Source organism: Burkholderia ubonensis, assembly GCF_001718695.1.
Taxonomy (GTDB): domain Bacteria; phylum Pseudomonadota; class Gammaproteobacteria; order Burkholderiales; family Burkholderiaceae; genus Burkholderia; species Burkholderia ubonensis_B.
In genome coordinates this window covers 1,633,073-1,650,874 of record NZ_CP013422.1, presented here as the reverse complement: position 1 = coordinate 1,650,874, position 17,802 = coordinate 1,633,073, and the positions used below count along the sequence as shown (strand labels likewise).

The 17,802-nt window shown below is 68.8% G+C and carries 17 protein-coding genes; 10 read left to right on the top strand and 7 right to left on the bottom strand.

What is annotated here, in order from left to right; all coding sequences use genetic code 11:
- Positions 1-38 precede the first annotated feature (38 nt).
- Positions 39-932 carry a PEN family class A beta-lactamase, Bcc-type gene (blaPEN-bcc, locus tag WJ35_RS26935; RefSeq protein WP_069240412.1) on the top strand — a complete coding sequence of 298 codons (894 nt, stop codon included), beginning with the start codon at positions 39-41 and terminating at the stop codon, positions 930-932.
- A gap of 469 nt (positions 933-1,401) precedes the next feature.
- Here blaPEN-bcc and WJ35_RS26930 read toward each other — a convergent pair whose 3' ends face one another.
- The 3 genes from WJ35_RS26930 to WJ35_RS26920 all read right to left on the bottom strand — a co-directional run bounded on the left by WJ35_RS26930 (position 1,402) and on the right by WJ35_RS26920 (position 4,546).
- Complete coding sequence (locus WJ35_RS26930; protein WP_011882712.1) at positions 1,402-1,602, bottom strand: DUF805 domain-containing protein; 201 nt, start codon at positions 1,600-1,602, stop codon at positions 1,402-1,404.
- A 910-nt stretch (positions 1,603-2,512) separates the two neighbouring features.
- A complete protein-coding gene (locus tag WJ35_RS26925) occupies positions 2,513-3,859 on the bottom strand; it encodes an ATP-binding protein (RefSeq protein WP_069240411.1) in 1,347 nt (448 codons plus the stop codon).
- Between the two features lie 24 nt (positions 3,860-3,883).
- Complete coding sequence (locus tag WJ35_RS26920; protein ID WP_059534748.1) at positions 3,884-4,546, bottom strand: response regulator; 663 nt, start codon at positions 4,544-4,546, stop codon at positions 3,884-3,886.
- A 210-nt stretch (positions 4,547-4,756) separates the two neighbouring features.
- On the opposite strand from WJ35_RS26920, the gene WJ35_RS26915 reads away from it, so the two are divergent.
- The 5 genes from WJ35_RS26915 (at position 4,757) to WJ35_RS26895 (ending at position 9,061) form a co-directional block, all read left to right on the top strand.
- Positions 4,757-5,110: a YgiW/YdeI family stress tolerance OB fold protein gene (locus tag WJ35_RS26915; RefSeq protein WP_042588373.1), complete on the top strand. Its 354-nt coding sequence runs from the start codon at positions 4,757-4,759 to the stop codon at positions 5,108-5,110.
- Between the two features lie 55 nt (positions 5,111-5,165).
- Positions 5,166-6,026 (top strand): MurR/RpiR family transcriptional regulator, encoded by an 861-nt coding sequence (locus tag WJ35_RS26910; protein ID WP_010089806.1) that lies wholly within the window; start codon positions 5,166-5,168, stop codon positions 6,024-6,026.
- A gap of 120 nt (positions 6,027-6,146) precedes the next feature.
- Positions 6,147-7,007: an isocitrate lyase/PEP mutase family protein gene (locus tag WJ35_RS26905; protein WP_069240410.1), complete on the top strand. Its 861-nt coding sequence runs from the start codon at positions 6,147-6,149 to the stop codon at positions 7,005-7,007.
- Between the two features lie 336 nt (positions 7,008-7,343).
- Positions 7,344-7,610 (top strand): YodC family protein, encoded by a 267-nt coding sequence (locus WJ35_RS26900; protein ID WP_069240409.1) that lies wholly within the window; start codon positions 7,344-7,346, stop codon positions 7,608-7,610.
- A 254-nt stretch (positions 7,611-7,864) separates the two neighbouring features.
- Entirely contained in the window at positions 7,865-9,061 is a 1,197-nt protein-coding gene (locus WJ35_RS26895) for a cytochrome P450 (RefSeq protein WP_069240408.1), read from the top strand.
- A gap of 9 nt (positions 9,062-9,070) precedes the next feature.
- Here WJ35_RS26895 and WJ35_RS26890 read toward each other — a convergent pair whose 3' ends face one another.
- Together WJ35_RS26890 and WJ35_RS26885 are read right to left on the bottom strand one after the other, a co-directional pair.
- Positions 9,071-9,397 (bottom strand): superinfection immunity protein, encoded by a 327-nt coding sequence (locus WJ35_RS26890; protein ID WP_010099330.1) that lies wholly within the window; start codon positions 9,395-9,397, stop codon positions 9,071-9,073.
- A gap of 101 nt (positions 9,398-9,498) precedes the next feature.
- Complete coding sequence (locus WJ35_RS26885) at positions 9,499-9,918, bottom strand: rhodanese-like domain-containing protein (protein WP_069240407.1); 420 nt, start codon at positions 9,916-9,918, stop codon at positions 9,499-9,501.
- Positions 9,919-10,029: 111 nt separating this feature from the next.
- Here WJ35_RS26885 and ftrA point away from each other — a divergent pair, with 111 nt between their 5' ends.
- Both ftrA and WJ35_RS26875 read left to right on the top strand, forming a co-directional pair.
- Positions 10,030-11,004: a transcriptional regulator FtrA gene (gene ftrA, locus WJ35_RS26880; RefSeq protein ID WP_069240406.1), complete on the top strand. Its 975-nt coding sequence runs from the start codon at positions 10,030-10,032 to the stop codon at positions 11,002-11,004.
- 161 nt (positions 11,005-11,165) lie between these two features.
- Complete coding sequence (locus WJ35_RS26875; RefSeq protein WP_059474700.1) at positions 11,166-11,900, top strand: hypothetical protein; 735 nt, start codon at positions 11,166-11,168, stop codon at positions 11,898-11,900.
- 75 nt (positions 11,901-11,975) lie between these two features.
- On the opposite strand, the gene WJ35_RS26870 is transcribed toward WJ35_RS26875, so the two are convergent.
- Both WJ35_RS26870 and adiC read right to left on the bottom strand, forming a co-directional pair.
- The gene (locus WJ35_RS26870) at positions 11,976-14,315 is read right to left on the bottom strand and encodes an Orn/Lys/Arg decarboxylase N-terminal domain-containing protein (RefSeq protein ID WP_014725479.1); all 2,340 of its coding nucleotides are present in this window, start codon (positions 14,313-14,315) and stop codon (positions 11,976-11,978) included.
- A 3-nt stretch (positions 14,316-14,318) separates the two neighbouring features.
- Positions 14,319-15,845 carry an arginine/agmatine antiporter gene (adiC, locus tag WJ35_RS26865; RefSeq protein WP_059474701.1) on the bottom strand — a complete coding sequence of 509 codons (1,527 nt, stop codon included), beginning with the start codon at positions 15,843-15,845 and terminating at the stop codon, positions 14,319-14,321.
- Between adiC and WJ35_RS31950 the strand changes: the two genes are divergently transcribed.
- Positions 15,739-15,987 carry a hypothetical protein gene (locus WJ35_RS31950; RefSeq protein ID WP_162471376.1) on the top strand — a complete coding sequence of 83 codons (249 nt, stop codon included), beginning with the start codon at positions 15,739-15,741 and terminating at the stop codon, positions 15,985-15,987. The genes adiC and WJ35_RS31950 overlap by 107 nt on opposite strands.
- Positions 15,988-16,344: 357 nt before the next feature.
- On the top strand, positions 16,345-17,799 hold the full coding sequence (locus tag WJ35_RS26860; protein ID WP_060232826.1) for a M20 family metallopeptidase: 1,455 nt from the start codon (positions 16,345-16,347) through the stop codon (positions 17,797-17,799).
- Positions 17,800-17,802: the final 3 nt, after the last annotated feature.

Genomic DNA, 17,802 nt, shown 5'->3' with positions numbered 1-17,802 from the left:
GCCGGCATCCTGCTTCCATTCACCACGAGACAAACGACATGACCTACTCTTCGCAACGTCGAACTTTGCTGCTGGCCGCCGCGACGGCGCCGCTCGTCGTGACCGTCGGCGCGTGCGCGGCGCCGTCGGCCGCCGCACCCGACATCGCGTCCGCCGCGACGTTCGCCGCGCTCGAGCGGGCGGCGGGCGGCCGCCTCGGCGTGTACGCGCTCGATACCGCGACCGGCCGGCGCGTGCAGCATCGCGCCGACGAGCGGTTTCCGTTCTGCAGCACGTTCAAGGCGATGCTCGGCGCGGCGGTGCTCGCGCGGAGCGTCGAGCATCCCGGTTTGCTGCAGCAGCGCGTGACGTATGCGCAGGCCGATCTCGTCAACTCCTCGCCCGTGTCGGGCCGGCATGTCGACACCGGGATGACGGTGGCGCAGCTGTGCGAGGCGACGGCCCAGTACAGCGACAATGCGGCCGCGAACCTGCTGATGAAGCTGCTCGGCGGGCCGGCGGCGGTGACCGCGTTCGCGCGCTCGATCGGCGACGATACGTTCCGGCTCGACCGTTGGGAAACCGAACTGAATACCGCGCTGCCGGGCGACGCGCGCGACACGACGACGCCCGCCGCGATGGCGGCGAGCCTGCGCGCACTGGCGCTCGGCGATGCGTTGCCGGCGCCGCAGCGTGCGCAGTACGTGCAATGGCTGCGCGGCAACAAGACGGGCGACAAGCGGATTCGCGCGGGCGTGCCGACGGGATGGCAGGTCGGCGACAAGACCGGCACCGGCGACTACGGGACGATCAACGACATCGGCGTGCTCTGGCCGCCCGCGCGCGGGCCGATCGTGCTGACCGTGTACTACACGCAGGCGCGCGCCGATGCGAAGGGGAGGGACGACGTGATCGCGGCGGCGGCGCGGATCGCGGTCGCGACATTCGCGTGACGGGCGGGGCGCGGCGATCGAGGCAGGCGCTGCCGCAGTCGTGACCGCGGCAGCCAAACGTTGTGAGATCAACCACTTGCGTCACGCATGCTCAGGATATCCACACGCTTGCCAACAAAATCTGTGGAAAAGCCGGCCGGCCGCCGCGCTTGCCGCAACGCGGCCGCGGCGGCGGGCGCTGCCCGATTCGAAGCGATGGGAACAAAGTCTTTCGGATCAAGCGCTTGATTGCGGTATGCGCAGGCTATCCACATGCTTGCCAACACAATCTGTGGACAAGCGGGAGGCGGCGTTGCGCGCCGCGTGCCGCATTTGGAGCACCGCGCAGAAAGTCTTTCGGATCAAGCGCTTGGTGCCGGTATGCGCACGCTGTCCACATGCTTGCCAACATAATCTGTGGACAAGCGGGCCGGCCGGCTCATCCGATGCGCAGGCCGGTTCGCAAGCCCGTTATAAGCGTGAGCAGGCCCTAGCGTTGCCGATCGTCGGTGGCGGGCCAGCGTGCGAACGCGAAGACCCACAACATGATGAAGTTCAGCACCGGCACGAACATCGTCAGGATCCACCAGCCCGAGTGGCCCGTGCGCCGCACGATGCGCACGTACGGATAGACGACGATCGCGACGAGCACGAGCGCGACCAGCATTTGCCCTGCGTTGAAATGTTCCATGGCCTTCCTCGGAGTGATGTGTCGTTGTCGAATGCGGGCGGAGCGGCCGGCCCGTGGCGCCGACGCGTGACGTGCGCGGCGTCGTGTGATCGTGACGCGTCGCGTGTGCGGCCGTCAAGGGACGCACGGGGGTCGCCGGTGCGGCGCGACGGCCGTGCCGAAACGTTGACATGGCGCGCGAATCGCCGGCCGATCAATGGCTTAGCGAACGCTTGCGCAGGATATCCACAAGCTTGCCAACAAAATCTGTGTGTAAGTGCCGCGATGCGCACGTCGTGCAGCGCGGGTCTGGCCGCGTGGCATCGTGATGCGAACTGCGGCGAAGCCGTGCATAACGCGGCCCGGCTGGCGCAGCGTCTGCATCACACGTGCCAAAGTCTGTCGGATCAAGGGCTTAGCGTCGCGATGCGCAGGATATCCACAAGCTTGCCAACATTTTCTGTGGAGAAGTGCATGTGGCGATCGTGTGGCGCGGTGTCCCGCTGCGCGGCGGTTCACGGCGTGCAAATGCCCGTCGGCGCGACTTTCCGGAACGACGGCAGCTGTTGTTTCGCGATGGCGGCTGATCGAAACGTCACGGTCGACCATTCGATCGCATCGTTGAAATACGTCGGACTGCTGGCGAGTGCGTGACGAAGCTGGGTCGGCATGAACTGCCGCTTCAATGAATTCGGTATCGCCGAGCCGCACGGTTCGCGATGTCGAGGCTACCAGCGGTGTCCGCGGCGACGTCGCTTTGCTGCGTATCACATGCGATAGCCATGCGCGACGGCGCGTTTGCTGCGCACACCGATCAAATCTTTTCGGATCAATGGCTTGCTGTCGTTGGCGGCTGGTTGTCCACAAGCTTGCCAACAAAATCTGTGGACAAGCCGCGCGACCGGCCCGCGTCAGGACTCGTCTTGCCTCGTCATGCCGCGGCCGGGAAGCGCACCGTCACGGTGAGCCCGTGGCCGCCCGCGCTCGTGCCGAGCGTGACCGTCGCGCGATGCTGCTCGGCGATCCGCTTGACGATCGACAGGCCGAGCCCGCTGCCCGACGACGTCGCCGCCTGCGCGCCGGCGCCGCGATAGAACCGCTCCCACACGTCCGCGCGCTCCGCTTCCGGAATGCCGGGGCCGTCGTCCGACACTTCGAGCACGGGCGTCGCGCCGTCGACGCGTGTGCTCACGTCGATGCAGGCGCCGTCGCCCGCATAGCGGATCGCGTTGTCGACGAGATTGTTCAGCAGCACGCGCAAGGTATCGGCGTTGCCGGCGACCGTGACGGGCGACGCGCCGATCGCGCCGAGGTCGACGCGATGCGCATCGGCGACGCGCGCGCGATCCGCGACCACCGCGCGGCACAGCGCGGCGAGATCGACCGGCGCGAACTCGGCCGTCTGCGCGTCCGGCTCGATGCGGGCGAGCGTGAGCAGCTGTTCGGCGAGATGGCCGAGCCGCGTCGTCCCGGCGTGGATCTGCGCGAGGATGCGCTCGCGTTCGTCGGGCGTCGCCGCGCGCCGCAGCAGCTGCGACTGGATCGACAGGCCCATGATCGGCGTGCGCAGCTCGTGCGCGGCGTCGGCGATGAAATGCCGCTGCAGCGTGAACGAGCGGTCCAGGCGGGCGAGCAGGTCGTTGATCGCTTCGGCGAGCGGCCGCACCTCGTTCGGCATCGACGCGACGTCCACCGGTTCGAGATTGTTGGCATTGCGGCGCTTGAGGCCGGCGGCGATCAGGCGCAGCGGCCGCAGCCCCGCACCGATGCCGAACCACAGCCCGATCGCCAGCACGGGCAGCATCGACAGCACCGGCCACAGCAGATGCACGGCGATGCCGGCGATCGCTTCCCAGCGCGCGTGGCGCGCCTGCGCGACGCGAATCGTCGTGCCGCCGCGTTCGGTCACGTAGGTGCGCCACGACTGGCCGGCGACGTCGATGCTCGCGATGCCGGCCTGCGCCGGCGGCGGCAGCGTCGAATCGCGGTCGGTCGAATAGACGAGCGTGCCGTTGCGCCACACCTGCAGCAGCACCACGTCGGGATCGTCGACCTTGAAGCGGTGCTTGCCGCGGGCGTCGCCGCTGAACGACAGCTCGCCGTTCGGGCCGACGACGATTTGTTTCGTCATGCTGCGCATCTGGTCGTCGAGCAGGTCGTCGAGTTCGCGCAGCGCGCCCCAGTAGGTGCCCGCGCTCGCGAGCAGGCCGATCACGCAGGCGGCGGGCAGCAACCAGAACAGCAGGCGCCGCCGCAGCGATGCGCCGCGCCAGCGCATGAATGAGCGCGCGCCGCAGGCTCGTCATGCCGCGTCACCGATCCGGTAGCCGACGCCGCGCACCGTGCGGATCATGTCGTGACCGAGCTTCTTGCGCAGGTTGTGGATGTGCACCTGCACCGCGTTGCTTTCGATTTCCTCGCCCCAGCTGTACAGGCGCTCCTCGAACTGCTCGCGGGAAATCACCGCGCCCGGCTCGCGCATCAGCTCGTGCAGCAGCACGAATTCCTTCGGCGACAGCGTCACTTCGGCGTCGTCGAGCCAGACGAGGTGCTTGACGGGATCGAGCCGCAGCGGGCCGACCGCGAGCGTGGTCTGCGCGCGCCCGGCGTGACGCCGGTTGACCGCGCGGATGCGCGCGAGCAGTTCCTCGAGCGCGAACGGCTTCACGAGGTAATCGTCCGCGCCGCTGTCGAGTCCGGCGATGCGGTCGGACAGGCCGTCGCGCGCGGTGATGACGATCGCCGGCAGGGTCTCGTCGCGGCGGCGCAGCGCGGCGAGCACCGACAGGCCGTCGCGGTTGGGCAGGCCGAGGTCGAGCAGCAGCAGGCCGTAGCCGGTGGTGCGCAGCGCGAGCGATGCGGCGTCGCCGTCCTTCACCCAGTCGACCGCGAAGCCTTCCTGCTTCAGACCGTGTTCGAGCCCGCTGCCGATCAGCGGATCGTCTTCGACGAGCAGTACGCGCATGGATTGGTATCTCTTCAGCAGGGCGCGATGCGCCCGGGGTGTCCATGATAAGCGCCCGTATCTTAGGTCGTGCTTAAGTGCCGGCGCCCGGCGCCACGACCGCGTCGCGCGGTTCGCGCCTTCAGGTGCGCTTAATCTTACGCTTCGTAAGCTCTGGCCGTCGCGCTCGATCCGGGCGCGGCGCACCATCGAAGAAAAGGAAACGAGATCATGAAGCAACTGGCCAGAATCCTGACGATCGCGCTCGCCGCGCTGCCGGCCGCCGTCTACGCGCAATACACGGGGCCGTCCGCATTGACGACCACCACCGTGAAGGAGCTGCTCGCGAACGGCAAGGACGATCAGCACGTGCAGCTGCAGGGCCGCATCGTCAAGCACGTCGGCGGCGAGGACTATGAATTCGCCGATGCGACCGGCACGATCCGCGTCGAGATCGATGACAAGCTGTGGGCCGGCGGCCAGCCCGTCAGCGACAAGAGCGAAGTGAAGCTGACCGGCGAATTCGAGCGCAAGTGGTCGGGCCGCGTGAAGGTCGACGCCGACCGGATCGACGTGGTGCGCTGACGGGTGCGTGCGGGGCCGGTGATACCATGAGCGACCGGTTCCCGTTCTCACCAAGATGGCCGCCAATTTCGACGAACTCGCGTCCCGGATCCGGGCGCAATTTTCCGAGCTGAGCCCGCAATTCCAGGCGGGCGCGGCATTTCTGCTCGATCATCCCGACGAAGTCGCCGTGTCGTCGATGCGCAAGGTCGCGCAGCGCGCGCAGGTGCAGCCCGCGTCGCTCGTGCGGCTCGCGCAGCAATTCGGTTTTCCCGGCTGGAACGAGTTGCGCGACCTGTGCGTCGCGCGCGTGCGCACGCGCCCCGAGCCGCTGACGCAACGCGCGCGCTCGCTCGTGCGGCCCGACGCGAAGGCGTCGCTCGCGCACGACCTGCTCGCCGCGCAGCAGCACAACCTCGCCGCGACCGCCGCGCAGAACGCGCAGGCGCTCGCCGAAGCGGCGAAGCTGATCCGCAAGGCGTCGCACGTGCACGTCGCGGGATTCCGCTCGTGCTATCCGGTCGCGTTCGGGCTCGTGTACGGCTACCGGCTGTTCCGGCCGACCGTGTCGCTGCTCGCCGGCGTCGCCGGCTCGCTCGAAATGGAACTGCGCTCGATCGCGAAGCACAGCGCGACCGTGATCGTCAGCTTCGCGCCGTACTCGGCGGAGGCCACGCGCGTCGCGCAGGCCGCGAGGGCGCAGGGTAGCCGGATCGTCGCGATCACCGACAGCGCGGTGTCGCCGATCGCGCTGCACGCCGATGCGCAGCTGATCTTCACGCACGACAGCCCGTCGTTCTTCCCGTCGCTCGTCGCCGCGCACGCGCTCGCCGAAGCGCTCGTCGCGCAGCTGCTGGCGCTCGAAGGCAGCGACGCGATCGCCGCGCTCGAGCGCGCGGAAGCCGAACTGCACGCGAAGGGCGCCTACGTGGTCTGACGGATCGCGAAGCGCCGGCCGTCCCCGTCCGCTTCGCGCACCCACATTTCAACGCACGCCGTATCGTCGCCGCACGCCGCGCGCGTATGCTGGGGCTTCCCCATTCCGACGGAGCCCTCGATGACCCATCCTGACCTTCAGTCCCGCCACGCGCACGCATTCCGCGCGCTGCATGCGCAGCCCGGCGCGTTCATCCTGCCGAATCCGTGGGACGCCGGCACCGCGCGCCTGCTCGCGATGGCCGGCTTCCACGCGCTGGCGACGACGAGCGCCGGCTATGCCTATGCGCGCGGCCTGCCGGACAACGCGGTCGGCCGCGACGCGATGCTGGCGCACATCGCCGAGATCGTCGCGGCAGGCGGCTTGCCGGTGAGCGCCGACCTCGAGAACGGCTTCGGCGACGCGCCGGAGACGGTCGCCGAGACGATCCGGCTCGCCGCCGGGGCAGGCGCGGTCGGCGGCTCGATCGAGGACGCGACGGGCCGTCCCGACGCGCCGATCTATCCGCACGACGCGGCGGTCGAGCGCATCGCGGCGGCGGTCACCGCGGCGCGCGCGCTGCCGTTCCCGTTCACGCTGACCGCGCGTTGCGAAAACTACCTGCACGGCCGGCGCGACCTGGCCGACACGATCGCGCGCCTCGTCGCCTATCGCGACGCGGGCGCCGACGTGCTGTACGCGCCGGGCCTGACCGATCCCGGCGAGATCGCCGAGCTCACGCACGCGGTCGATGCGCCGGTCAACGTCGTGATGGGGCTGCAGGGCGTGTCGCTCAGCGTCGATGCGCTCGCGGCGCTCGGCGTGAAGCGCGTGAGCGTGGGCAGCGCGCTGGCGCGGGCCGCGCTCGGCGCATTTCTGAGGGCGGCGACGGAAATGGCGCGCGACGGCACGTTTACCTTCGCGCAAGAGGCGGTGCCGGGCAGCGATCTCGATCGCTGGTTCGCCGCGCGGGACAATTCGCCGGTCCGTTTCGCAGAATGATCGTGGCTAAATCGGGGTAACGTTTTCCAGATGGATACCGGTTGACCGTTATCAAACGAAGCCGCAGTCGATTTAATCTTCGGTGACTGCGGCAATTACATCGTTTACTCTGCGAATTCCGGCCGATTGGCGGGAGTCGGCGCGCAAGCCGCGCCGGCATTGGCGCCAATCATGCGCCCGGCGTACCCGATTTACGTATTGTCCCGATTTTAAGACCGGTATTTTTTCGGTTTTCGGGAGTTGCCGGTTATTTTTCGGATTGTTAATCTGCGGCATATCCGAATGATCGGCCGGCGGGGCGCCGGAAATAATGAATATATAAAAATCGAGAGAGCGATGACAATCCGAGAAAATCACCGCAGCCGCTTTCGCGTCGGCGATGTCGTGACGTTGAAAACCGGCGGGCCGCGCATGACGGTGATCTATGCAGGCCCGGTCGTGTTTGACGACGCCGACTGGCTGATTTGCCAGTGGTTCGACGACAGCGGGCACTTCCGGCAGGAGATGTTCCATCACGAGACGGTCGTGCCGGAGCCGCGCGCGATTTCGGCCGGCCGGGTGCGCGTGCGGATGCAAACGTTTCGCTTTCGTTCGGCGGCCTGACGCAGGAGCGGGGCGCCGGTTCGGTACGGCCGCTGCGCCTATTGTGCTGGCGGGTTCACAGCGGCATTGCGGTTGTCGGGCCTATCCCGCCCACACGCGCCGCCGCGGCCCCTGCGCCCACGCGCCACCGCGCCACTGCGGCCCGCGGCCCGCGGCCCGCGGCCCGCGCGCCCTCGAAGCCCCCACACACCCGCACATCGACATTTCACGTCGACCCGAAACATGCTGCCGGCCTGCGCGCCGATACTGCGTGCATGAACCCGACCGATCCGATTGCCGCGGTTACGCACCGCGATCCCTATCCGTACTATGCGGCGCTCGTCGACGGGCCGCCGCTCGCGTTCGACGCCACGCTCGGCCTGTGGGTCGCGAGCCGCGCGGCCAGCGTGGCGGCGGTGCTCGGCCACCCCGCGTGCCGGGTCCGGCCGCTCGCCGCGCCGGTGCCGCCCGCGTTGCGCGGCACGACGGCGGGCGAGCTGTTCGGCCAACTGATCCGCATGAACGACGGCGCGCTGCGGCACGACGCGCCGAAACGGGCGATGCAGGCGGCGCTCGCGTCGGTCGACGCGCTCGCGTTGCGCGAGCGGACCGCGTCGCTCGCCGGCCGCCGCCTGCGCGCGCCGCTCGACGCCGAGGCATTGAACGCATGGTGCCTGACGGTGCCCGTCTGCGCGGTCGCCGATCTGCTCGGCTTCGATGAAGCACAGCTCGACGACATCGCTGCGCTCGTCGTCGCGTTCGTCGCCGCGCTGTCGCCGCTGTCGCCGCTGTCGGACGACGCGACGCTGGCGCGTGCAAGCGATGCTGCGCGGCGCTTGCTCGAACGGATGACGGAGCGGGTCGCACGCACGCGCGCCCGGGACGGGTCGCTCGTCGCGGCGGTTCAGGATGCGGCGCGCGCCGCGGGCTGGCAGGCCGGCGGCGCGCTGATTGCGAATCTGGTCGGGCTGCTGTCGCAGACGTGCGAGGCGACGGCCGCGTGGCTCGGCAACGTGCTGATCGCATGGGAAGAGTCGGCGCGCGCGAGCGCCGACGGCGGGCGGGCGATTCCGGATGCCGCTGCGCTCGATGCGTTCGTCGCGGAAGTCGCACGCTTCGACGCGCCGGTGCAGAACACGCGCCGCTTCGTCGCGGCGCGCACGACGCTGGACGGCGTGACCGTCGACGCGGGCGACGCGATCCTGGTCGTGCTCGCGGCGGCGAACCGCGATCCGGCCGTGCATCGCGAGCCGCATCGCCTGCTGCCCGGCCGCGCGCCTGCGCCGACTTTCGGCTTCGGCGCGGGGCCGCACGGCTGTCCCGGCGAGCGGATCGCGCGGGCGGTGACGACGGGGGCGTTCGACGTGTGGTTACATGCGAGCAGCGGCGAGCTGCCCAGCGGGCTCGTGTGGGACTACCGCGCGTCGACCAACATCAGGATGCCGAACTTCGGCATCGCGAGCCAGGCGTGAACAGGCGGTTCAGCGGCAGCCCTGCTTCTGCGCCCATTCCTCCTGGGCGGCGACGCGGCGCTGCACGCGTTCGACGAGGCCGGTCGAGAAGGTGCGCATGCTGATGCCGCGGCGCTGCGCGAGGATCGTCTGCGCGACGTCGGCCCGCGGATTCGGCTGGCAGGCCCAGTACAGGGTCATCAGCCAGCCGATGCCGGTCCACGCGAACAGCGCGTTGAACAGCGCGACCGTCAGCTTGTCGTGGCGGCGGCGCCGGTCGGCGATGATCGCCGGGAGAAAGTAGAGCGCGATCGCGGCGACTGAGCCGGCGACTTGAATCAGGACTTCGGTCTGCATGTTGCTGCTCCATCCGGACTGCAATGGGACCGATTGTCGCGCTTTTCCCGTTCGTGTGCAGGCCTTCCTTCGGCAATTGATTGTTGCGTTTTTAGCGACGATCAGTGCATGGCACCGGTTTCCATTTGCGCATCGTTGCTCAGCGCGAAACCTTCGTCGCGCCAGCCGGTGACGCCGCCGATCATCAGCTTGACCGGCCGGCCGAGCCGCGCGAGGCGGATCGCGGCGCGGGCGGCGCCGTTGCAGTGCGGCCCGGCGCAGTACACGACGAACAGCGTATCGGCCGGGTAGCCGGCGAGCTTGCCCGCGACGATCTTGCGATGCGGCAGGTTGCGGGCGCCGGGCACGTGGCCGGCGGCGAACTGGTCGGGGCCGCGGACGTCGAGCAGCACGAAATCGGGCGCGCCGGACGCGAGCGCGTCGTGAACGTCCCAGCAATCGGTTTCGAAGCGCAGCGACGCTTCGAAATGCGTGGCGGCGCTTGCGCTGTCGGCGGCCGGGACGTCGGTGACATATGACATGAAATGCGCTCCTGAGCAGGCGGCGCGGAATGCGCCGCAACGAGGCCAGTATCGCGTGCGCGCCGGTTTTCCGGCAGTGGCGCGATCGACAAGTTCCGGTAACATCACGCCATGCAAAACCATCTCGTCGTCGCGCTCGCCTACGATCGCCTCTGCACGTTCGAATTCGGCTGCGTGGTCGAACTGTTCGCGCTCGAACGCCCGGAGCTGGGCGTCGGCTGGTATCGCTTCGCGGTGTGCGCGAGCGAGCCGGGCCCCGTGCGCGCGGCCGGCGGCATCACGGTCGCCGCGCCGTACCGGCTCGCGATGCTCGACCGCGCGGACACGATCGTGATCCCCGGCTGGCGCGATCCGGACGAACTGCCGCCCGAACCGCTGGTGAAGAAACTGCGCGCCGCGCACCGGCGCGGTGCGCGCCTCTGCTCGATCTGTTCCGGCGTGTTCGTGCTGGCCGCGGCGGGCGTGCTCGACGGCCTGACCGCGACCACCCACTGGCGCTACGCGGAGCGCCTGCAGGCGCGCTATCCGGCGTTGCGCGTGAATCCGGACGCGCTGTACGTCGACGAAGGGCAGGTCATCACGTCGGCCGGGTCGGCGGCGGGGCTCGACATGCTGCTGCATCTCGTGCGCCGCGATCACGGCGGCGCGATCGCCAATCGCGTTGCGCAGCGTCTCGTGCTGCCGCCGCATCGCGACGGCGGGCAGGCGCAGTTCGTGCCGCGCCCGGTGGCGCCGGGCGGCAGCGACCGGCTCGCCCGGCTGATCGACTGGATGCGCGCGCACGCGGCCGAGCCGCATACGCTCGCGTCACTCGCCGCGCAGGCCGCGATGAGCCCGCGCACGCTGCAGCGGCAGTTCGCCGACGCGACCGGGATGTCGCCGGTCGCGTGGCTGGTCCGCGAGCGCGTGAACGTCGCGAAGGATCTGCTCGAAGCGAATCCGGCGCTGCCGCTCGCGCAGGTCGCGGCGCGCGCGGGCTTCGGGTCGGAGGAGTCGCTGCGCCGGCATTTCCGGCGCATCGCGGCGACGAGTCCCGCCGCGTACCGGCGCAGCATGGATCGCGGCGTGCGGCCGCCGCGCGCGTGACGCGTCGCGGCGCTCCTGGACGGCTGCACGCGGCGGTCGCCTTTTCGCTTTTCCCGTTGCCCGTTTCCGCCACCGCGTCGCACGCGTAAGATGGCGGTCGCCGTGCGGCGGCCGTGGATGCGGCGCCGCCATTCCTTCACCATAACGACAAGGACAACGACATGGGTCTGCTGGGAAAGCTGTTCGGGAAGAAACCGCGCGACGAGGCCGCCTTGCTCACGCCGCCCGCATCGTCTACGCAACGCACGCAGCCGTCGGACGCCGACGCGGACGAACAGCGCGGCCCCGACATCGCCCCCGAACTGGCCGCGGCGCTGGCGGCATATCAGGCCGGCCGGCACGAAGCGGCGATCGCGGCTGCCGCGCCGCATGCGCAACGGCTGGCCGACGCGGCGCGTCTGTGCGCGCTGTCGTATTCGGCGCTGCAGCGCTACGCGGAGGCATTCCCTTACTGGCTCGAATTGTTCGGCCATGAGCCGAGTGCGCACAACGCGGTGCAGCTCGCGACGACGTCGGTGATGTGCGACGAAGTGGAGCGCGGCGAGGCGTGGATGCAGAAGGCGGCCGAGATCAATCATGAGACGCACGAACAGTCCGACGTCGCCGCGCGCACGAACTTCATTTCGGCATTGATGCAAAGCGGTCATGCGCGCGAGGCGCTGCCGCATCTCGGGTGGCTGCGCGACGTGTACGGCCATGTGCGCATCACCGATTCGACGTTCCTCTACATGCGCGGGATTCCGTTCTTCGGCGCGTTCCTCGAGAACAGCCTCGAGATCCTGAAGGCCACGCAGCCGGCCGACGCGATCGTGCAGTGGTATGGAGAACTCAGCGGCAAGCTCGACGACGAAGGCGAAGCGCAGCTTGCCGCGTGGGTCGCCAAGTTGCCCGCGTAGCGGGCCGGCACCCCCGGCCCCGGCCGGGGCCGTTAGCGACCGGCCGTGACGCCGGTCGCTGCTCACCGCCTTCGCTCAGCGCGCGGCGCTATCGCGGCCCGCCTGCCTGATGCACGCGATGCGGTACACGCCGTCGTCCACTTCGACGCCGTGCGTATCGTGCGTGAAGCCCGGGAAGCGCCGGTCGAACTGTTCGAGCGCTTTCAGGTAACCGAGCAGCGGACCGTCGGCCGGCCCTGCGTTCTCGCCCGGCATCAGCAGCGGAATGCCGGGCGGATAGGGCACGACGCCGGTCGCGACGGTGCGGCCGGCCATCTCCGACAGCTCGAGCATCTCGATGTCGTTGTGAACCAGATGCTCGTACGCCTCGGCCGGGCTGTAGTCCGGCTGCGGCAGCGTCGAGAAGCCGCGCGACATCATCTCGGTCGTCTTCAGGTCGCTCATCGCGGCGAACATCAGATCGCACAGCTCGCGCAGCCCCAGCTTGCCGTAACGCTCCGGATAGCGCGCGACGAGCTCCGGCAGCGCTTGCTCGAGCGGCGCGTTCGCATCGTAGTCGCGCTTGAAGTCGAGCAGCGTGTTGACGAGCGTGCCCCACTTGCCCTTCGTCACGCCGAGCGAGAACAGGAACAGGATCGTGAAGTCGGTCGTCTTTTCGACGACGATCCCTTGCCGGTCAAGATAGGCCGTCACCACCGACGCGGGAATGCCGACCGGCATCAGCCCGCCGTGCGGCGCGACGCCCGGCGTGACGATCGACACCTTGATCGGGTCGAGCATGCAGTAGTCGTCCTCGATCGCGCCGAAGCCGTGCCACGTGTCGCCCGGATGCAGCACCCAGCACGACGGATCGGTCGCGAGCAGCGTCTCGTCCGCTTCGTGGAACGGCACGCGTCGCCCGGTCTTGCGGTCGACGACCGTGTCCGGCTGCCAGCCGTCGAAGAACCAGTCGTCGTTCTCGTCGTATTCCGCATGCAGGCGCGCCAGCATCCGGCGAAACGACACGGCCTCGCGGATCGCGTCGGTCGTCAGCGCTTCGCCGCCGGGGCCGTCCATCATCGCCGCGCTCACGTCGTTCGACGCGATGATCGCGTAGTTCGGCGACGTCGACGCGTGCATCATGTACGCCTCGTTGAAGCGCGCGTGCTCGATCGGATTGCGGCCGTCGCGGATATGGATGAACGACGCCTGCGACAGCGCCGCGAGCAGCTTGTGCGTCGATTGCGTCGCGAACACCGTCGGCTTGCTCGCGTCGTGCTGCGCCGGATCGCCGTGCATCGCATAACGATCGCGGTAGATCGGGTTGAAGCGCGCATAGCCGTACCAGGCTTCGTCGAAATGCAGGCGGTCGACGCTCTGGCCGAGCAGCTCCTCGACGCGCGCGACGTTGTAGCACAGCCCGTCGTAGGTCGAGTTCGTGATCAGCGCGTGCACGGGCGTCGGGCTGATGCCGTCGCGGCCGCGCACCAGCGGGTTCGCGTCGATCGCGAGCCGCACGGCCGCGGCCGTGAGCCGCTCGGGCATGATCGGGCCGATGATGCCGTAGTGGTTGCGCGACGGGATCAGGTAGGTCGGAATCGCGCCGGACATCGTCATCGCGTGCTCGGCCGATTTGTGGCAGTTGCGGTCGCACAGCGCGACCTGATTGCGCGTGACGCTCGCCATCAGGATCACGCGGTTCGACATCGACGAGCCGTTCGTCACGTGATACGTGCGATGCGCGCCGAACACGCGCGCCGCATAGCGCTCGCTGTCGCCGATCGGGCCGGAGTGGTCGAGCAGCGAGCCGAGTTCGCCGACCGAGATCGACAGGTCCGAGCGAAACAGCGCTTCGCCGAAGAATTCGAAGTAGGCGCGCCCGACCGGCGACTTCAGGAACGCGGTGCCGCCCGTGTGGCCCGGCGTGTGCCACGAGTATTCGTACACGCGCGAGAACTGCGCGAGCGCGCGGAACATCGGCGGCAGCACCGTTTCGCGGTAGCGTTCGATCGCGGCGACGATCCGCCCGCCGATGAACGCGGTGGTGTCCTCCAGCATCCAGATGAAGTCGTCGGCCTTGCGCATCGCGTCGACCGGAATCGCGGCCGCGCTCGCGCGGCTCGCGAGCAGGAACACCGGCACCGTCGCATTGCGCGCGCGCATCGCGTCGAGCACGGCCTGCGCGGGCGCGTGGGCCGGATCGTTGCCGAGCTCCCAGTTGAGCAGCAGGCACTGGATCGCCGGATCGGCGACGACCACCGCGCACGCGTCGTCGGCGGAGGTCGCGATCACGACGTCGACGAGCCGCGTGCGCAATTCTTCGGCGAGCGCGGTGGCGGCGCGGCCGGTCGCGGTTCGCTCGTCGATGTCGTGCTGCACGAGCAGCGCCTTCATCCCGAGGCGGCGCAATGCCGGTTGGGTCAAGGAAGCGGTCATCTGTTATTCCCCCGTGTGCTGGGTTGCCGCGACGCCCGCGGCCGGCGAGCGTGCGTGAAGGATATCGGCCTCGTGCTGGCCGACGGAGATCCAGAACGTCGCGGCGAGCGCGACGATGGTGACGCCGAGCGCGAAGTAGCGCACCCAGCGCGGCGAACGGCCGCCCGGATGGACGTGGGTTTCCTCGATTTCGCGCTGGCGGTTGATCGACAGTTCGTAGAACACGATCGTCGCGATCACGAAGATCAGCGACCAGCGCGTCTGCTGGCCGTCGGAGCCGACCATCGCCCACAGCGAGTAGACCGCGCCGATCAGGCCGACGATCGTGTAGAACGTGAACTGGTGCGGCGGCATCTTGCCGTAGCCGAGCACCTTGATCGCGATGCACGAGTAGATGTACGGCAGCAGCGTCATGATCACCGCGATCGACGCGATCTTGCCGAACTGCTGGCTTGCGCTCGGCGACATCGTCGCGAGCACCTGCACGGACATGATCACGGCGACGATCGCGAGCCCGGCCGACGGCACGTTCTTCGAGTTCACGCGTGCGAACACGCTGGCGAACAGGCCGTCGTCGGCCGCGGCCTTCGCGGTCTGTCCGACCAGCAGCGTCCAGCCCGCGAGCGAGCCGAGGCAGCCGAGCGCCGCGCACAGCGCGACCGCGTTCGCGGCGGTGTCGCCGAGCGCGAGGCGCGCGGCGTCGGCGAACGGCGCGCTCGAGGCGAGCAGCGCCTTGTTCGGAATCATCCCCATGATGACGGTCGAGCTGAGCACGTAGCAGACGGCCGCGAGCACCACGCCGCCGACGGTCGCGATCGGCACGTTGCGCGACGGATTCTCGACCACGCCGGCCGACACCGACGCGCTCTCGACGCCGATGAACGCCCACAGCGTGAAGTTCAGCGTCGCGCCGATCGCGCCGATGCTGCTCGTGCCCGACACGTTCCAGCCCGCGAGATAGACGTCCTTGCTGAACCAGAACCAGCCGAACAGGGCCATCCCGAGGATCGGCACCAGCGCGACGACGGTCGTGACCGACTGCACGCGGCCGACCACGTTCGGCCCGAGGATGTTCGCGTAGGTGAACAGCCAGATCACGAAGATCTGCGCGAGCGCGAACACCAGCGGGTCCTTCATCACCGGGAAGAAGTGCGTGAGGTAGCCGAGTCCCGCGACCGCGAGGCCGACGTTGCCGAGCACGTTCGCGAGCCAGTAGATCAGGTTGGTCTGATAGCCCATGTACGGGCCGAACGATTTTCTGGCGTACGCGTAGGGGCCGCCGGCGGCCGGGTCGATCGCCGCGAGCTTCGCGAACACCAGCGCGAGCGAGACGGCGCCGACGACGGTGATCAACCAGCCGAAGATCGCGATGCCGCCGGTGGCGGCGAGGTTCGCGGGCAGCATGAAGACGCCGGAACCCATCATGTTGCCCGCCACCATCAGCGTGGCGGGAACGACGCCGATCTTCGGCGCGTCGGACGCTGCCGACGCAGCGGTGGAACGGGAGGAGGACGAGCTGGCATCGGACATGCGAGGCTCCTTGAACGGACGTGATGCGGTTGAGGTGGCGCGGCCGGCGCCGGTGGACGATTCCGAAATGGATCGCCGTTTTATTAACGTCGCCATGTTATCGCTTTGGCCCGTTCTGGTAATGGTAAACGCCGGAATTTAATGACTTTAATATTGATTCATGTCATTGAAAGTAGGCGGGCAGCGACGCGCCGTTTCGGTATGTCGGGCGCTCGGCCTTTACTGATAAAGGCTTCGCCGATTTTCTCGGTCATTCGCTGGATGCGCGGAACAACCGGCGCCCGGTAAATATCCTTGACGAAATGGCTAAATCAATTCGCGGCCTAAATAATCCGGCGGCTCGTAATCGTTTTGGTTGATGGGGCGCGTTCTGCCGAACGGTATCGCTTGCCGGCCGTGGCGGAAAGGGCACTGAAAGCCAGCGCGCCGTGAATGCACCCGGGCGGCGGGCCGTCGGCGTATCATCCGAATCTTCGTCAGCCCGATCCAGGCACCCGCCATGACCTCCGTCGACACTACCCCCGTCCTCGACCATGACAAGCTCGTCACCTTCATCGAGCGCAAGTGGAACGATGAAATCCTCCATGCGCTGACCGACTACATCGCGATTCCCGCGAAGAGTCCCGCATTCGATCCCGACTGGGAGAAGCGCGGCTATCTCGAGCGTGTCGTCACCGATGCCGCGCAATGGGCCGAGCGCCAGCCGGTCAAGGGCCTGAAGCTCGAGATCGTGCGCCTGCCCGGCCGCACGCCGGTGATCTTCTTCGAGACGCCCGCGACGCGCTCGGGCAGCACCGACACGATCCTGCTGTACGGCCACCTCGACAAGCAGCCCGAATTCGACGGCTGGCGCGCGGATCTCGGCCCGTGGACGCCGAAGTTCGAGAACGGCAAGCTGTACGGCCGCGGCGGCGCGGACGACGGCTATGCGATCTACGCGAGCCTCGCGGCGCTCGGCGCGCTCGACGCGCAGGGCGTCGAGCGGCCGCGCTGCGTCGGCCTGATCGAGACCTGCGAGGAGTCGGGCAGCTACGACCTGCTGCCGTACGTCGACGCGCTGCGCGACCGGCTCGGCCAGGTGTCGCTCGTCGTGTGCCTCGATTCCGGCGCCGGCAACTACGACCAGATGTGGCTCACGACGTCGCTGCGCGGGCTCGTGTCCGGTGACCTGCAGGTCGAGGTGCTCGAGGAGGGCGTGCATTCGGGCGTGTTCGGCGGCATCGCGCCGTCGAGCTTCCGCGTGATGCGCCAGCTGTTCGAACGGCTCGAGGACGCGAAGAACGGCAACCTGCTGCCGGGCGCGTTCCATTGCGAGATTCCCGCGAGCCGCCTGCGCGAAGCGGAGGCGACCGCCGCGATTCTCGGCGACACGGTGTGGAAGGGGCTGCCGTGGGCGTGCGGCGCGGACGGCAAGCCGGTGCTGCCGACCACGACCGATCCGCGCGAGGCGCTGCTCAACTCGACGTGGCGGCCGTCGCTGTCGGTGACGGGCGCGGCGGGCATGCCGCCGCTCGCCGACGCGGGCAACGTGCTGCGCCCGCGCACCGCGTTCAAGCTGTCGCTGCGCCTGCCGCCGCTCGTCGATGCCGCGCAGGCCGTGCAGCAGCTGAAGGAACTGCTCGAAGTCGACCCGCCGTACAACGCGAAGGTCACGTTCAAGCCCGACGCGGGCGCGGCGACCGGCTGGGCGGCGCCCGACGTCGCGCCGTGGCTGGCGGCGTCGCTCGACGCCGCGTCGCGCCGCCACTTCAGCGCGGACTGCGCGTACATGGGCCTCGGCGGCACGATCCCGCTGATGAACGTGCTGCAGGAAGGCTTCCCGGCCGCGCAGTTCATGGTGTGCGGCGTGCTCGGGCCGAAGTCGAACGCGCATGGCCCGAACGAGTTCCTGCACGTGCCGTACGCGAAGAAGCTGACCGCGGCGGTGGCCGACGTGATCGCGACCGCGCGCTGAGCG

Bases quoted from the DNA above. Each gene is read 5' to 3' on its own strand.
- blaPEN-bcc (WP_069240412.1), top strand. From the start codon at position 39: ATGACCTACTCTTCGCAACGTCGAACTTTGCTGCTGGCCGCCGCGACG.
- WJ35_RS26930 (WP_011882712.1), bottom strand. From the start codon at position 1,602: ATGGAACATTTCAACGCAGGGCAAATGCTGGTCGCGCTCGTGCTCGTC.
- WJ35_RS26925 (WP_069240411.1), bottom strand. From the start codon at position 3,859: ATGCGCTGGCGCGGCGCATCGCTGCGGCGGCGCCTGCTGTTCTGGTTG.
- WJ35_RS26920 (WP_059534748.1), bottom strand. From the start codon at position 4,546: ATGCGCGTACTGCTCGTCGAAGACGATCCGCTGATCGGCAGCGGGCTC.
- WJ35_RS26915 (WP_042588373.1), top strand. From the start codon at position 4,757: ATGAAGCAACTGGCCAGAATCCTGACGATCGCGCTCGCCGCGCTGCCG.
- WJ35_RS26910 (WP_010089806.1), top strand. From the start codon at position 5,166: ATGGCCGCCAATTTCGACGAACTCGCGTCCCGGATCCGGGCGCAATTT.
- WJ35_RS26905 (WP_069240410.1), top strand. From the start codon at position 6,147: ATGACCCATCCTGACCTTCAGTCCCGCCACGCGCACGCATTCCGCGCG.
- WJ35_RS26900 (WP_069240409.1), top strand. From the start codon at position 7,344: ATGACAATCCGAGAAAATCACCGCAGCCGCTTTCGCGTCGGCGATGTC.
- WJ35_RS26895 (WP_069240408.1), top strand. From the start codon at position 7,865: ATGAACCCGACCGATCCGATTGCCGCGGTTACGCACCGCGATCCCTAT.
- WJ35_RS26890 (WP_010099330.1), bottom strand. From the start codon at position 9,397: ATGCAGACCGAAGTCCTGATTCAAGTCGCCGGCTCAGTCGCCGCGATC.
- WJ35_RS26885 (WP_069240407.1), bottom strand. From the start codon at position 9,918: ATGTCATATGTCACCGACGTCCCGGCCGCCGACAGCGCAAGCGCCGCC.
- ftrA (WP_069240406.1), top strand. From the start codon at position 10,030: ATGCAAAACCATCTCGTCGTCGCGCTCGCCTACGATCGCCTCTGCACG.
- WJ35_RS26875 (WP_059474700.1), top strand. From the start codon at position 11,166: ATGGGTCTGCTGGGAAAGCTGTTCGGGAAGAAACCGCGCGACGAGGCC.
- WJ35_RS26870 (WP_014725479.1), bottom strand. From the start codon at position 14,315: ATGACCGCTTCCTTGACCCAACCGGCATTGCGCCGCCTCGGGATGAAG.
- WJ35_RS31950 (WP_162471376.1), top strand. From the start codon at position 15,739: ATGTTGCCCGCCACCATCAGCGTGGCGGGAACGACGCCGATCTTCGGC.
- adiC (WP_059474701.1), bottom strand. From the start codon at position 15,845: ATGTCCGATGCCAGCTCGTCCTCCTCCCGTTCCACCGCTGCGTCGGCA.
- WJ35_RS26860 (WP_060232826.1), top strand. From the start codon at position 16,345: ATGACCTCCGTCGACACTACCCCCGTCCTCGACCATGACAAGCTCGTC.